Annotated in this window: 14 protein-coding genes and 1 other RNA gene; 8 read left to right on the plus strand and 7 right to left on the minus strand. The window is 48.6% G+C overall.

All coding sequences use genetic code 11. From position 1 onward, the window contains the following. The first annotated feature begins 156 nt into the window (after positions 1 to 156). Positions 157 to 2,532 carry a TIM-barrel domain-containing protein gene (locus ACP26N_RS06565; protein WP_426355111.1) on the plus strand — a complete coding sequence of 792 codons (2,376 nt, stop codon included), beginning with the start codon at positions 157 to 159 and terminating at the stop codon, positions 2,530 to 2,532. A gap of 184 nt (positions 2,533 to 2,716) precedes the next feature. Here ACP26N_RS06565 and ACP26N_RS06570 read toward each other — a convergent pair whose 3' ends face one another. From ACP26N_RS06570 to ACP26N_RS06580, 3 genes are all read right to left on the minus strand, one after another. After that, entirely contained in the window at positions 2,717 to 3,514 is a 798-nt protein-coding gene (locus tag ACP26N_RS06570; protein ID WP_426355113.1) for an SMI1/KNR4 family protein, read from the minus strand. A gap of 112 nt (positions 3,515 to 3,626) precedes the next feature. Continuing rightward, positions 3,627 to 4,208 (minus strand): DUF1643 domain-containing protein, encoded by a 582-nt coding sequence (locus ACP26N_RS06575; protein WP_131502843.1) that lies wholly within the window; start codon positions 4,206 to 4,208, stop codon positions 3,627 to 3,629. 14 nt (positions 4,209 to 4,222) lie between these two features. Next, positions 4,223 to 4,906 carry a lytic transglycosylase domain-containing protein gene (locus ACP26N_RS06580; protein ID WP_131502842.1) on the minus strand — a complete coding sequence of 228 codons (684 nt, stop codon included), beginning with the start codon at positions 4,904 to 4,906 and terminating at the stop codon, positions 4,223 to 4,225. 345 nt (positions 4,907 to 5,251) lie between these two features. Between ACP26N_RS06580 and ACP26N_RS06585 the strand changes: the two genes are divergently transcribed. Beyond that, on the plus strand, positions 5,252 to 5,674 hold the full coding sequence (locus ACP26N_RS06585) for a hypothetical protein (RefSeq protein ID WP_131502841.1): 423 nt from the start codon (positions 5,252 to 5,254) through the stop codon (positions 5,672 to 5,674). A gap of 144 nt (positions 5,675 to 5,818) precedes the next feature. Here ACP26N_RS06585 and ACP26N_RS06590 read toward each other — a convergent pair whose 3' ends face one another. Further along, the gene (locus tag ACP26N_RS06590) at positions 5,819 to 6,718 is read right to left on the minus strand and encodes a hypothetical protein (RefSeq protein WP_131972986.1); all 900 of its coding nucleotides are present in this window, start codon (positions 6,716 to 6,718) and stop codon (positions 5,819 to 5,821) included. Positions 6,719 to 7,055: 337 nt separating this feature from the next. Then, positions 7,056 to 7,283, minus strand: coding sequence for a DUF1659 domain-containing protein (locus tag ACP26N_RS06595; protein WP_426355114.1), 228 nt, complete (start codon positions 7,281 to 7,283; stop codon positions 7,056 to 7,058). Between the two features lie 69 nt (positions 7,284 to 7,352). On the opposite strand from ACP26N_RS06595, the gene ACP26N_RS06600 reads away from it, so the two are divergent. From ACP26N_RS06600 to ACP26N_RS06615, 4 genes are all read left to right on the plus strand, one after another. Continuing rightward, positions 7,353 to 8,348 carry a potassium channel family protein gene (locus tag ACP26N_RS06600; RefSeq protein WP_233494548.1) on the plus strand — a complete coding sequence of 332 codons (996 nt, stop codon included), beginning with the start codon at positions 7,353 to 7,355 and terminating at the stop codon, positions 8,346 to 8,348. A gap of 68 nt (positions 8,349 to 8,416) precedes the next feature. Beyond that, positions 8,417 to 9,109: a hypothetical protein gene (locus ACP26N_RS06605; RefSeq protein WP_114596059.1), complete on the plus strand. Its 693-nt coding sequence runs from the start codon at positions 8,417 to 8,419 to the stop codon at positions 9,107 to 9,109. 59 nt (positions 9,110 to 9,168) lie between these two features. Further along, complete coding sequence (locus tag ACP26N_RS06610) at positions 9,169 to 9,585, plus strand: hypothetical protein (RefSeq protein WP_147511357.1); 417 nt, start codon at positions 9,169 to 9,171, stop codon at positions 9,583 to 9,585. A 60-nt stretch (positions 9,586 to 9,645) separates the two neighbouring features. After that, the gene (locus tag ACP26N_RS06615; protein ID WP_426355116.1) at positions 9,646 to 10,989 is read left to right on the plus strand and encodes a S8 family peptidase; all 1,344 of its coding nucleotides are present in this window, start codon (positions 9,646 to 9,648) and stop codon (positions 10,987 to 10,989) included. Positions 10,990 to 11,044: 55 nt separating this feature from the next. Here ACP26N_RS06615 and ACP26N_RS06620 read toward each other — a convergent pair whose 3' ends face one another. Next, positions 11,045 to 11,488, minus strand: a complete 444-nt coding sequence (locus ACP26N_RS06620; protein ID WP_233494547.1) for a hypothetical protein — start codon at positions 11,486 to 11,488, stop codon at positions 11,045 to 11,047. A 134-nt stretch (positions 11,489 to 11,622) separates the two neighbouring features. Here ACP26N_RS06620 and rnpB point away from each other — a divergent pair. Beyond that, an RNA gene (gene rnpB / locus ACP26N_RS06625) (RNase P RNA component class B) lies at positions 11,623 to 11,996 on the plus strand. Between the two features lie 109 nt (positions 11,997 to 12,105). After that, entirely contained in the window at positions 12,106 to 13,251 is a 1,146-nt protein-coding gene (locus tag ACP26N_RS06630; RefSeq protein WP_026828599.1) for a THUMP domain-containing class I SAM-dependent RNA methyltransferase, read from the plus strand. Between the two features lie 746 nt (positions 13,252 to 13,997). On the opposite strand, the gene ACP26N_RS06635 is transcribed toward ACP26N_RS06630, so the two are convergent. Next, entirely contained in the window at positions 13,998 to 15,197 is a 1,200-nt protein-coding gene (locus ACP26N_RS06635; protein ID WP_426355117.1) for a hypothetical protein, read from the minus strand. Positions 15,198 to 15,311 lie beyond the last annotated feature (114 nt).

Consider the following 15,311-nt stretch of genomic DNA (forward strand, 5'->3'; position numbering starts at 1 on the left):
GACAAACGCACCATCCTTGATTTTCAGAGGACTGGTGCGTTTTTTGATTAGTTGTGACTTGAAACGGGAACAACAACTCTTATACACTATTAGTGTAATCGGTTGCACATTCATTTTTGGAAGGAAGTGACAAGGACGTTCGCGTCCTGATCCCGTATGCGCACAATTGACGAATCCCATTTCTATACCCGAGACATGAAACCATTGGCACGACCGGAAGCGATTGTTCAAGGAGACACTTACCGCTTCACCGTTCTCACCAGTCGTCTGATTCGACTCGAGTACGCAGCAGACGGTCGATTTGAAGATCGTCCGACCCAAACCGTCTGGAACCGCGATTTTCCGGTCCCCTCGTATCGAATTGTCGAGGACGAGACGGAACTGCAAATCATCACGGAACACGTCCATTTGCATTATACGAAAGGACCTTTTGCGTCGAACACCCTCTACATCGACGTCCTTGGAAACTTCAGTACGTATTACAGCCGCTACACGTTCGGCGGACCCCTCCGGACTCTTAAGGGGACGGCGCGGACGCTTGACCATGCCGACGGTGAGATTCCGCTCGAAGAAGGAATCATCTCCCGCCAAGGCTACGCGGCAATCGATGACTCGGCGTCATTCGTCCTGACGGAAGACCACTTCGTCGAACCGCGTCAGGAAGGGGCGCAGGACATCTATTACTTCGGTTACGGCCATGATTATAAACAAGCCCTAAAGGACTTTTACCGTCTGACCGGTCCGACGCCGATGTTGCCGCGGCAAGTGCTCGGAAACTGGTGGAGCCGGTACTGGCGGTACAACGAAAAAGAATACAAAGATTTGATGACCCGCTTCAAGGCGGAGGATGTTCCATTCTCAGTCAGCGTCATCGACATGGACTGGCATGTGACGGATATTCCGGAGAGATACGGCAGCGGCTGGACGGGCTATACGTGGAACCGTGATTTGTTCCCGGATCCGAAAGGCTTCCTGCAGTGGCTGAAAGCGGACGACCGGATGGTGACGCTCAACCTTCACCCGGCGGACGGAGTCCGTGGTTTTGAAGAGTCTTATGAAGCAATGGCCGTTGCGTTGGGTGTCGACCCGGATACGGAAGACCGGATTCCGTTTGACTTCTCGGACCGCGACTTCATTGAACATTACTTCACGAAACTCCATCATCCGCACGAAGAGGATGGTGTCGACTTCTGGTGGATCGACTGGCAACAGGGGGCGAACTCAAAGATGAAAGGGCTCGATCCGCTTTGGATGCTCAATCATTACCATGCGCTCGATATCGCGCGTGACGGCAATCGTCCGCTGATTTTCTCACGCTATGCCGGACCCGGCAGTCATCGCTATCCGGTCGGTTTCTCAGGCGATACGTTAATTTCCTGGGCATCACTCAAGTTCCAACCGTACTTCACGGCGACGGCATCAAACATCGGTTACGGCTGGTGGAGTCATGATATCGGCGGTCACCAGCGCGGGGAAAAGGACGATGAACTGTCGACCCGCTGGCTACAGTACGGCGTATTCAGCCCGATTATGCGTCTGCACAGTACGATGAGTATCTTTAACGGGAAAGAACCGTGGCGGTATTCGGTCGAATCGGAACAAGTGATGAAGAAGTATTTACGACTTCGTCATCAGCTCGTGCCGTACATCTATACGATGAACGCCCGCAATCACTTTGACGGCTTACCACTCGTCTCCCCGATGTATTATGAACATCCGGAAGAAGAACTCGCCTACGCGGTGCCGAACCAGTACTATTTCGGGACGGAACTGATGGTCACGCCGATCGTCGAACCGATGAATCCGAAGCTGCACGTCGCGGCGACAACGGCCTGGTTACCGGAAGGGGAATGGTTTGATTTCTTCACCGGTCACCGCTACTCGGGCGGCAAACAGATGCGTCTGTTCCGTAAGCTCGAGGATCAAGGCGTCCTCGCGAAAGCCGGAGCCATCGTTCCGCTCGGTCAACACCTCGAACATTCGAACGCGCTCCACAATCCGGAGCATCTCGAACTGCTTGTCTTCCCGGGGGCGTCGAACCGCTTCACGTTATTTGAGGATGATAACGTCGGTGTCGCGCACCGCGACGGGGAAAATGTCGAGACGGCCTTTGAACTCGACTGGGCGGCCCGGACGTTGACGATTGCAACGCCGTTCGGTAAACGGGAACTGTTGCCGGAAAAACGTGAAGTGACACTGATCCTGCGTGGTGTCAACGAAGGACACGTCTCACGGGATGGAGAAGTGCTGCCGAGCCGTTATGATCATCAGACCCAATCGTTGTCGGTTGATCTTGGTGAACTCGGTGAGACGCAAGTCCTGTCGCTGCAGGTTGACATGTCGACGAACGATAACCGGATGGAGCGGCTCTATACCTTCCTCGACCAGGCGGAAATCGGTTATGATCTGAAAGACCGCCTGTACCGTTTGTTGTCCCAACGACTCGATCCGGTCAATATGATGCATCAGTTGCAGGCCCTAAATCTTGAGAAGAATCTGGTCGACTGTCTGCTTGAAATCATGTTGTTCTAAAAACAAAGCAAGGTGATGTGAAATCTCACTGTCTTTTCATCTGCTTTTCCCTATAGGAGTCGTATGAAGAGTAGTGAGATTCACGAAAATAAAAAAGAAGCGGTGGATACGTCCATCGCTTCTTTTTTATGCAAACATCAATTGGTCAATCAGCATTGCACCAAACTTCAAGATCCGTTTTTCATCAAATTTCTTCATCCAACCATTCGATAAGATCACTCAAATCTGTAATAAGATGTTTGCTCTTCAATAAGTCGATGACGTTTTCAAGAGAATTCTTCAGTTTTTCTGAATGATTGATCATTGTCTCGGCTAGGTATCCCGCATAACTGTCAATCTGATCTTCATTATTACTCTGTTCAATCCGTTGCATCAATTCACGTACCAATCGTTCCGGTTCTTGACCAATCACCATCCAATGGGAGTAAGCAAGTAAAGCGTTATCCTCATCGCCGTGATTAATTAACTCAAGAATTTCTTCCATCGTCAAAAAACTCACAGAAGCGTCAGTTGCATCAATCGGTTCACCTTCCTGGACAGACAACTTCATCAGTAATTCGTCAAAGGAGCTTGCCACAAAATGATTAGAAATAACTGAGATATCCAAACACCAGACGGACGGTTCGTGCGTATTGTCTTCAAAATTGAAATAGTAGAAGTAACTGCCATCACCATTGGCAAAAATCATCTTTTTTCCGGTTACATCCCATTCACTTAAAGTACCTACATTTGATTGGTAAACATCGTAAGATAACGGTTGTACGAAGGAGAACGGCAAAAACGGTTTAATGTCCTGATCTGACCAAGTGTTTTCAAAATCCACTGAAACAGAATTAAAAACGACAGATCCTCCATTTTGTTCTGATAATTTTTCTATGTAGCCTTCAGGAAAACGACCAGCAAGTTCCTGTTGAATCCTGTGGATGTCCGCTTCAAGTAAAGCAGGTGCTTTCAACTCTTCCTCTTCATTCCAAAACTTCAAAGTATCTAACCTTCTTTCTAGTAGTATTCAATTGGTAGCATTTTTCCAAGATATAAAAAACAGTATACAAGAAAGGTGTTCTTCCGCAACTGCGAAAAGAACACCTTTAAGATTATTTACGTTTTAATTTCTTCGCCTTCAACTTCATATCCTGATAAGTGATCATCGGGCTGTCGTCGACGGTCAACCGGAGATGGTTCGGTTCACCTTTTGATGTGATACCGGAACAATACAGAATGTCGGCATACTGGTCAAACAGCTTTTCATAAGCCGGCAAATGGTGCATCAGGCGGCCGGGTGAACCCCAACCGCACAAGACGACACCATTCGTTTCCTTGACCCGGCGTAACGTCTGTTCGATGAACTCGTAATTGATTTCGTCGAAACTGGCTTGAGCGAACGGTAAATCTTCACTGACAAGCAGGTCCGGCATCAGGCTGATGATATCGTATTGTTTGATTGGATCTTCAATGTGTTTCTTCATCAAATTATACGCACGCTGCGTCGTCGTTCCGGATAAAAAAGCATCCGTCGTCCGCGGTGTGTAAATCAGGGCGGCCACGTACGCGCCGTCCGTCACATCATCAAAGATGTAACTCCGGAGATAGCGTTTTGTTTTTGCTTCGTCAAACGTCGTCTTGACGCGGATTGACGATTCCTCAATCGTCAATGACGAACGATCGGGTTGTGTCATGGTGGTGCCTCCTTTTAGTTGGTCAAACGTAAGCTGATGCGAAGGAGTTGGGCAAGTGTCTGTTGTTTGAAATCGAGATCGTTCGCATCAATCAATTCGATTTTTTGTTGATAGGCATCGTATTGGTCGAGGACGTCAATGACATACTGTTCACTGCGATTGTATTCAAACAGGGCAGTTTCAAGCGTTCCTCGGTCAGACCGTTTCGTGACGTCATGCTGATTGAGGTACTTTGCTGCCGTGTGGGCGCTGTCCGTCAAATCTGTCGGATCGGCTTTACCGTCTCCGTTTGCATCGACGCCAAGGCCACCATATTGTTTGATGGCTTCTGGATCGGTCAAATCAATTCCGTCATGCTCGATGTCGCCAAGTGACGTTCCACCTTCATACCCCCAACCGACCCACGTTTTCGGCATGAACTGAAAAGGGCCGATTGCGCCGACAGAAGACTGCATCGCGGACGATTTCGAGAAGATGGTCTCGACGCGGTGAATCGCGGCAAGTAACTTCCAATCGACCTCGTACCGGTCACCGGCTTGTTCGTAGATGTCGATATTCTCGGCTGGGACACCGTACTGTCCATAATAGGTGCGATACAGCTCATTTTGGACGCGTTCCCGGTTTTGCCAGTAGATGATGCTACTACCGATGAGGACGATCAGTACGAACAAGATGCTTAATCGAAAAACTTTTCGCATATTGTTCTCTCCTCTTTCTGTGATTCCACTGAATGGTATCATATTTCGCAAGGCGCTAATAGTTTTTTTATGAACTCCGTTCCCGGGCAACGGTGAGAGCGGTCACACCTTCGATGGATCATGTCCGATTTTTAACATGAAACAAGAGCAGAGTGGATTTAAAAAACAGCTAAATGGGAATGAGGATGTTAATTACTGACATCGTCAACACAACGAAAATTTGTTAGACTAAACGTCAGATGAAGTCATCGTTCATTTTTAAGAAATTGACGGTTGCAGGAACTGTTGATGGGCTTGTAAAATGAAGAGGTAAACGCTTACACATCAAAGGAGATGGACGAAACCATGCGAACGATCACTTCCACTGGCGAACGAAAGAAAACAAGTTGGACTCTAAATATCGGGAGTCAACCGAAGTTGATGATGGATGGACTGACGGAGAAAGAAACAGATCAAGAACAACGGATCATCTTCGATCACTTTTACATTCCGACGACGGCTACACTGATTTTTCGGTTCAAGGAGCGTTTCCCGAACCATCTCTGCGAGAACGGGTATGATGTGTATGGAGCAGCAGCATTTGATGAACAGGTCGTGGAACTGATTTCGAACTGGTTCATCGAACTGGTCACCGTCTTGACGGCCATTCAACGTACAAAAGGCATCCAGCACTTTTTGATTGAGGGTGGGGTCGCCAAACGGACGGATTTCCTTCCGACCGTGCGCCGGACCTGCCGGGCACTTGAATCAACGGTTGATATCGCATAATTCCTTTTGACCGACGGCAGATGCCGTCGGTTTTTTTTGTGAACAGCAAAACGATCCCCTTCATCGCCGAAACAGATGGGAGGACCGTCATTGAAAAATGATTTTAAAACTAACGAGGAAAAGACTTCCCCGTAGTCGAATGCCTTACATAGGGTTCGAGAAGCTTTTTTCAGCCGCCCGACATGCCCGGAGCAAGGCATCTTTGAAGAACCGGTCTTCCTGCGAGGCGAGCAAACGTGTTGCTTCCTCGTCACCGCGTAACGACTTACCGAGCATCTGGATGACTTTGACCCAGCGCCGGACGTGATCGAGCTGTGGACGACCCATTGCGACGTAGACCGTAAACCAGTCGTTCTGATCACGGCGGATCATCCGTTGGAAGAGTGATTTCGCGAGATCGACTTCTTCCGTTGACGGGACCGTCATCGTCTCGAAGTACTGGCGAAGCGAAGCGATGGCCGTAACATAGGCTTCTTTTACGTCAGCGGACGGTTGGTGTTTTCCGTAGTCGGACGTCGACAGGTGAATCAAGGCCGGTTTCTTTTCGATTCCGGTGATCCAGGCGGACATCGTCTTGCTGCTTTTGATGGCTTGACGGTTCGCGACGGGCAGTTTCGCCGTCACTTGGCCGACCTTGCCGATGACGTTGACTTTTCCGTTACGTTCCTGGACTTCCGTCACGGTCATTTCGACCGTGTCGCCCATCTCGAACGGGATGGCTTTCGGTTGCAGTTTTTCACCGGCCGTCAACGGCGCGCGTTTGCGGATCATCCGTAACGCTTCCTGCTCCATCCGGTCGTCGAGCGACCAAAGATGTTCCGGAGGGACGTTTCGGAACCGGCGGCGGCGCACTTTGATGTATTGATCGAGGGCGTCGGCAGCCTGATCCCGGGACATCTCGCCGGTAGCGACCGGTCCGATGATGTCGCGCAATGTGATGGATTCGAGTCGTTCCATGATTCCTTCGAATGGAATCAGCTCCATCACGTAGAGGCTGCTGACGACGAGTTCACATTCGCGGGGCGTAAGAGGGCGTTTGGCCATAAATTGACTTCCTTTCCAGTTGCTTGATGTTTCTAGTATACCAAAAAAAAGTCACCATCACCTTTATTGGTGATGATGACGGAAGAAGTTTTTCAGCTTAAATGACGTAAGGTGATTCCGAACTGTTTTGCAGCTCGGCTTGGCTCAACTTGACGAGCCCGTCATGAAACGGATCGTGGTCGACCATCAATTGTCCGAGTGCCTTGATCTCGGCGACCGACGTGTCGGGTTTCGCACCCGTCAGACGTAAGCGGTACGGTTTTTAAGTAACGTATCGAATGTCAAAACAATCGTGTGTTCCATCCAATTCCTCCTTCATTAGTGTAGTGAGAGTGAATTAAGCGTTAAGTAAAGCGAAGTCACGGCTGATTTCCGTGTGTGTGTACGAACCGGCAAGCATATTGCCGATGGCTTGACCAATCGACGCGACGACTTGCGGTTCGAGATCCGACCGCAGACCGTTAAAACGGCGACGGGCGAGAGCAGCGTCCCCGTTTGGTGTCACCTTGTCGTTTCGTTCGAAGACGACGACTAGACTGGTTTTGATTTCCTCAGCTTGTGTCATGTGTATCACCTCCTTCGCCCTTATTGACAGGACGAAAACAGCAAATGTTCGGAAAGGGTGAAAAAAAGTATGGTCTGGTTACGATTTTTACGACGGATGTCCTTTTTAAAGATGCGAACGCTCGCCTATGCGTCGTTTCTGTTTGTATTCGGTGTCGCCCTGATCATGTATCTGGCGGAGCCGGACACGTTCGGAACTTACTTCCGGGCTGTCTACTGGACGATGACGACGGTCGTGACGGTCGGGTACGGGGACTTTTTCCCGAATACGGATTTCGGACGTTTCATGACGATTTTCGTCTTCATCTTCGGGATCGGAATCGTCGGGGGTTTGATTTCGAAACTCGTCGATGGTGTCCAACTGATTCGCAATCAAAAGGAAAGAGGGTTATTGCAAGTGAAAGAGACGGGACATACGTTAGTATTCGGCTACAGCCGGCGTTCAAAACACGTCATCGACGAGTTGCTTGAAACGACGGACGTCATCCTGATTGACGATCTTGAGCGGGAACCGTTCAGTCATCCGCGGTTCCATTATGTCAGCGGTGATCCGGCGCTTGACGCGACCTTACAGCGGGCGAACATCAAAAAAGCGACCCGGGCGATCATTCTCGCCGATCATTCGATTCCGCCGGCACTTGCCGACGGCCGGACATTGTTGATTGCCGCGAGTATCGAACGGGCGAATCCAAACATCTATACGATCGTCGAGATGATGCTTGAGGAACATCTTGACAGCTTTGAACAGGTCAAAGTCGATGAAGTGCTGCTCGGTGACGAGACGGTCGCCCGTATGGCGATTCTTGCCGCGTATCATCCCGGCGTCTCGAAAGTCGTGACGAACCTGTTGACGAAGGACGGGGACGGCATGTTTTCGATTCCTGCGAAACCAGAGTGGCAAACGTTTCGGGACGCATTCCACGTCCTGCTCGAAGACGGGGTGACGATTTTGTCGGACGGTAAACGACTCGACTTGAACCGGCGGCTGAACGAACCGATTCCTCCGAATACGACGCTGATTGTCTTATGCAGTGAAGAGACGGCGCAGCGAATCGGGGCTTTATAAGGAAAAGGATTACATTAATTCTTTTTCGGGTATAGTAAATACATTTACTATGAAGAGGAGAAAAGTGTATGACAAACCCACAACCAGAATGGATTCAGGAATTATTTGAGACGGTCGATCAAGGGGAATTAAAAGATGTCCCGAAATTACTCTATATGGCGTTGACATTAGAGCCAAGTTATTTCACAAAAGCAGTTAGTCGGTTAAATCAGCGACTCGAAGTAGAGCAGCTTCAGGAAGTCTCGGAACTGTTGACGGTCTATCGCCAATTCTTCATTTCCGCCAATCCGTCGGAAGAATACTGGTCCATCGCCTGGAACGAATTGATTCAGACGATGCACCATTTCATCGACCGCAATGAAGCGCAACAGTTGTTTAAAGAACATATTGATTTGATCGATTGGTGGTCAAGTGAATCGTTATTGTCGTTACCAAGTTGGTTGACGGTACTTGATCTCGCAGAACGAATTGACGCGCTTGATCAATTTTCCAGTTACTTACCAGACATTTTTGAAAGCTATGCGCTTGAGACAGCGAAGGATGAACCGTTTGCCCGCCTCGCGTGGTACGCGCTCGCGAGCGGTCAGCAGGATTTACTGACACCGTTCCGGTCACGGATTGAGCAGTCGGACGCACCGGTCATCCGTTCGCTCGCAGAAGCGGATTTACTTGATCAAATTGATACGACACGGGTTCGTATGTTAAAGTCAAAGGATAACGAACCGATAGAATTGATGTTTGATCGAAAATGGACATTATAAATTAACCCATAGAAAGTGACATCTAGATACTGCATGAATTTAATTCAAGGGGTGTAGGGATGATACACGTCAATTTGCCGCAAGGTGATTATGTCGTTTTGGTTGAAATCAACCGGGAAGTCTTATTGTGCCACTCGCTGGAAGAGGCCGATCAGGCGGAACGGGATCGATATGAACTGGTTGGTCGGATGAGCGAACGTTTGCCGTCTGAAGTAATCGGTCCGTCGATTGCTGATTTTGTTCGGTTTTCCACCGGTTTCATCGGGGAGGCCGTGACGTGGAGCGAGGCAGAGGAAGCATTCTTCTGCCAACAGTTCGAAACGTTTGACGGCTCCCCACTCGGTGAAGATTTGACCGGGATTGATGCCAAGCGTTGGCGTGCCGTTCTCGTCCGTTATTACTCCTATGTCACGATCGGAAAAATCATTCCATTTGAAGTCAGCGAAGAATCCGATGGGACGGTACCATTTTTTTAGTCTGTTTGGATCAGCACATCAATAGAATCGGCGTGTCAAAAGAGAAGGGCAGGGTCCACATTGAAAAAGAAACTTGCACTACTCACATTTGCTGTCGTTGTAGGGTTACCTACTTCTGCGTTCGCTAATTCTCAATATGTGCAGTATGATCCGACGTTTAATGAACAACAGAAACAAACATGGCTTGCAGAACAAGGTCTGCAGGAAGTCCGGGAATTGAAACAGGACGGGTTCTCACTCGTCGAACCGTTGCCGCATATCGACAAAAAAGATGTCGACGCCGACTTGATTCCGGTCAGTGTCGTCGAAAAGGCGACCGATTCCGCCCAATTGCAACAGACATATCTCGATCAATCGCGTATTCCTACTTACTGGAAGTACAGCCGTGGTAAATCGGACGTTCGTGTTGCGGTCATCGATGATGCGATTGATGTCAATCATTCCGAGTTTAAAAACGTCATCTATAAGACGACGACGATTTCCGGCATCCGGAAACCGGACGATCACGGGACGCATGTCGCGGGAATCGTTGCGGCGGCGGAAGACGGCAAAGGAACGGTCGGTGTCGCATCCGGTGTCAAACTGATCGGCGCAGACGTCTTTGATGGCGACTTCGCCAGTTCAATCGATATCGGGGACGGCGTGTTGTATGCCATTTCCCAAGGCGCCGACGTGATCAATCTGTCGCTCGGCCAATACGAATACGATCCGTACATGGAAGCCGCGATTAAAAAAGCGGAAGCGAAAAATATCGTCGTCGTCAGTGCAGCCGGAAACGACGGCCGCAATAAACTGTTATTCCCGGCGTCGATGAAATCCGTCATTGCCGTCGGTTCAGTCGGAACGCTCGGACGCGCTTCGACGTTCTCGAACTACGGCAGAGGGCTGAATATCATGGCACCCGGGGAAGGGGTTTATTCGACGATGGTCGGCAACAAGTACGGGTATCTCGACGGGACATCGATGGCGACACCGATCGTCAGCGGTGTCATTGCCCTGGCAAAATCGAAGAACCCGTTCATTAAGAACAGTACGCTTCGCAGCAAGCTGTATGCGGCAGCAGCGAAAAAGACCGGCGATACGTTGCTACATTACGGGACAGGCCGTCTGAATGCCGGGATGCTCGCAACGATTCCGTCACCGGTCTCGAAAGTGTCCGTCCCGTCCGTCTTAAAGCCGAATCAGCCGTTCGCGCTTTATTTTGACGAGTATTCGAATGCGAAGACGCTGACCCGTCTGTACAAGGACGGCAAAATCGTCAAGACGTTTACGAATGACTATTTGCGTAACGGCACGCATAAGTATACGTACGCCTTAAAAGAAGCAGGGACGTATAAACTCGTCTTTGCGACATCGAGCGGGCGTCATACACGTGTGACGGAGCGGGTCATCACCGTCAAATAACAACAAAAAAGCCGTCTCACCTGAGGAGAGACAGCTCGTTAAGGACTCAAAGTATTTACTTTGGGTCTTTTCCTTTTTTATAGATGGGCGTCGGAACGTCTAGCGTTTCGCCGGTCCACTGAATCGTTGCTTCCATTTTGTACCCGGTATCGTCTTCATGGATGAACGACAAGCGTCCTGAATCGATCAGCTGATACAGACCGTATTCCACTTGATTCGCCCAAGACCGTAACGTCATCGCTTCATCGTACAGCGGAATCTGTTGCGGGAACCGTTCATTCATCAATAAGATGTCATGCTGGTCAAAATGGTAACTCCGTTTCGAAAATGCATCAGGTTGTTTTACATTAAATGGCTCGAACGCATGGATGAGTTCACCCTTGCGGTAAAAGGCAAAAATGCCGTTCCGGAGATGAAGGGCCTTGATTTCATCAATCTCGATCAAGAACGTCAACTTCCGTACGGTACGCTGGTTCGTACCAGAGCGTCTTTTTTTCATGGTATATGCCCCTTTCTGAACCATTGTACTATACCGTGAAATCAGGAAGAATTGCAACTTTTCCGCCCACTAAACGTGAAATACCTCTTGCTAGAAACGCTTACGTGCGCTACACTGTTAAGCAGTGACTATGTTGGTTCGGACAATTGCGGGGCACTTCGGTGCTTTGAGGAAAGTCCATGCTCGCACAACCTGCGATGGTTGTAGTGATCGTGCTACACGAAAAGATAAGTGTAGGCAGCGTCGTGCTGACGGCAGAAGGAACGCCTAAGTCTTCGGATATGGCCGAAACTTCTTGAAAGTGCCACAGTGACGGAGCCTTACTGGAAACAGTAAGGGTGGAACGAGGTAAACCCCACGAGCGAGAAACCCAAATTTGGTAGGGGAATTTCCGGAGCGGAACTGAACGCAAAGGAGAGCGTATGAAAATACGGAGATAGATGATTGTCGCCCGCGTGTGAGGGTCAAACCGTTTGCAACACTAGGGAACAGAACATGGCTTACAGGACCACATAGGCTGTTATTTTTACTTTGAACGAGAGTCCAGGTCCAACTGGGCTCTTTTTTTATTGAAATGATTTTGGAAATTCTAGAAACAGGTAGGAGCGTGAACAATCATGGCAAAACGTTTAGTCATCGCGACGGCGGCAATGGGAATCGAATCCCTCGTCGCCAAGGAAGTCCGCGATTTAGGATACGAGTGTACGGTCGAGGACGGAAAAGTCTACATCGATTGTGAGCTTGAGGACATTCCACGTCTCAACCTTTGGTTACGGACAGCGGACCGTGTCAAACTCGTCGTCGCGGAATTTAAGGCGACATCATTCGAAAAATTATTTGATCAGGTCAAAGACCTCCCGTGGAGCGAACTGTTGCCGTGGGAAGCGAACTACGTCGTCAACGGCCGCTCGGTCAAATCGAAGTTGTTCTCAATACGTGACTGTCAGAAGATCACGGAAAAAGCAATCGTCTCGCACATGCAGGAAGCCTACAACATGGGCGACGAGTGGTTACCGAAAACGGGAGCCAGCTTCCCGATCGAAGTCGCGCTTCTAAAAGACATCGCGACGCTGACGATCGATACGTCAGGCGATGCCCTCCATAAACGCGGTTACCGCGAGTTCCATTCAGCGGCACCGCTGAAAGAAACGATGGCGGCAGCGATGCTGATGCTGACGAACTGGAAACCGGATATGCCGCTTTATGACGTCTTTACGGGATCCGGGACACTGGCAATCGAAGCCGCCATGATCGGCCGTAACATCGCACCCGGTATCAACCGTGAGTTCGCGTCGCAAGAATGGGCCTGTATTCCGAAAAAAGCCTGGTTCGATGCGATCAAGGAAGCGAACGACAAAGCCGAGTGGGACAAGCCGCTTAAAATCTATGCCAACGATACGGACCCGGAGATGGTCAAGCTCGCGAAACAAAACGCCGAGCTCGCAGACGTCCGGGACGCGATCAACGTCATGCAACGCGACGCGGCCGACTTCAAGCCGAAGGAAGACTTTGGTGTCATCATCGGGAACCCGCCATACGGGGAACGTCTCGAGGACGCACGTGAAGTCCATCAGCTGTACCGGAAAATCGGCAATGCGTTCCGTGAATTCCCGTATTACAGTGTCTACATGATTACGTCATACGTCGAGTTCGAAAAAGCATTCGGCCGCCCAGCGACGAAACGCCGTAAGCTGTATAATGGGAATATCGAAGTTCAATTTTATCAGTATTATGGTCTCCGTCGGAAAAGACCACAGTCTTAAGCGGTTTTCAAGGGTAGGGAAGTCGCTAGTTCCCATTCAGTTCCCACTTTTTTTATTTTTCTGCCGAATATTCACGAACCGCTCTGTTGAGCGGTTTTTTGTCGTCCAATGAAGATGCGAACTGAGAAGCCATATTTCTCTTGTTGAATTCGTGTCAGTTCCTTGACGCTTTCACTCAATTTCGTCATCTTTGAGAATGGGTTCAGGTGATGGTCCGTGAAGTCCCATCCGTTTCATCCAAGAAAACAGAACGATCATGATGGCCCGGTAGGAGTTGATGGTCGATGCCTTGAGTCCTTTTTTGTCCCGCTCGATGAGTACACGCTGGGTATACGGTGGTGTGTGACTTTCTTCGATTAGAGTTCTTGAACTAAAGTAGCGGTATTCCCTTGACGATGTTTTGATACGAATGATAGGTCTTTTTCGCTTTGCTCAGGCGAATGTGTTTTTCCAAACAAACGACGAACAGGTCTTCCATACGACGCTTATTGATCATCTGACGGATGAAACCCTCTCGTCGTTTTCGGAGTTGGTCTGCCACCAAAAACTCGACTTTCTTCTTATGTTCAGACGAGTAGGCGAGTTGAACGCGTTTCCTAGTCTTGTCAAATCCCGGATTGATTCGTACTTTCCATCGGCCGTTTGGTTGCTTGGTGATTTTTATATTCTTATTCTTATCCTTTGACGTACATATGTTCTATTCTTAGTTATAAAAAAGGCACTTGGGTGCCTTCAGTGTAATACGGTTAGTTCCTTTGTTCATCTGCGTTTTCTTTAAAATATTTGCTGTATGCCGAAACGTCAGGATGAGTGAGTTTCTCCATCATACTAAAGTTCTGTTTGATGGCACTCACGAGTTGTGCAGCATCCGGATAATCCTGTTTGTCGATGCTATAAAACTGTTGTTGAAGTTCCTCATAAATCTGATTCATTTCAGCTTGGTTAGTGGCAAGTTGTTCTGTCGTGGCGCCAATATCAGACGGTGTACTTGTTTGTTGTAACTTTGTGATTTCTTGACCAGTGTGATCCATCATTTCTTTCAAGCTGAATAGCGAAGACGATAGTGGGGCGGTGATGAGGTCCCCCTTCGTACCAACCATGACGCTAAGTTCTTCGATTTTGAAAGAGAGTTGATCGAATCCTTGCGTAATGATGAATGTACTATTGACGATGGCGGGAGCATCATATGAAATAGATTGTTCAGCTTCTGTTTGCGGTTCTTCCACTGCGTCTTCCGTGACTGGTTCCGCAACGATCGGTTTCTCTTTTTTCACGGAATCAGGTTGTTCTACTACATCATTCGTAGCACCATCTCGCATGTTGTAACGGGATTCATCCATGTTGTCGAAGTTGATAGGGGAGCGAATACCTTCACGTAACTTCTTATCGACATTCAAGAAGATGCCAGGATGTAGCCAGTACCCGTCTGCTTTTTGAAAATAACGCTTCCTATCAACGAGAACCATGTCCGTGAAGTTATCAAGATTCATCTGATCCAGTGTATTGCGGGTATAAAAAGATTTGAATACCGTATCTAACTTCTCATTCCCGTTATCGTCTGTCATCACGGTAGGGCGTTCAAAAGCGAATAAATCAAAGTTTTGGTTCGAATAAAGATCCTCAATCAGGTTGATTGAATCATAGGCGTATTCTTCCAAAAGAGAATTGTCACTCCAAAATGCCGAATCTTTATAGGTCACAATCAATGCTTTATCTCGCACGACGACCTTATCAATATTCTCATCATACAATTTCAAGTCGTTCTCGATTGTGTCCGGCGCCGAGTTTTTCAAATCTGTACTTTTGATTTCTGGCTGCTTTTCAGCAGTTGTTTTTTTCTCATCAGCCACTTTGATTTCCTTCTTAGGTTCATCTGCGATTTTGCTTTGATTGTTTATAGCCCCTAAAAATGCACCAATCATCAGCACGACAAAGATTGCGATCAAAGTCAATTTCCCGCTAAGTGTAGAACGTTACTTATCTAAACGTCTTTTCACGAAGTCCCTCCTTGTTCCATAAAATTAATTGAGTTAATTGTAAAATTGTTGTTTCTGAAAATA

Origin of the sequence: Exiguobacterium sp. R-39 (assembly GCF_049942815.1) — a bacterium.
In the GTDB taxonomy this organism is placed as follows: domain Bacteria; phylum Bacillota; class Bacilli; order Exiguobacteriales; family Exiguobacteriaceae; genus Exiguobacterium_A.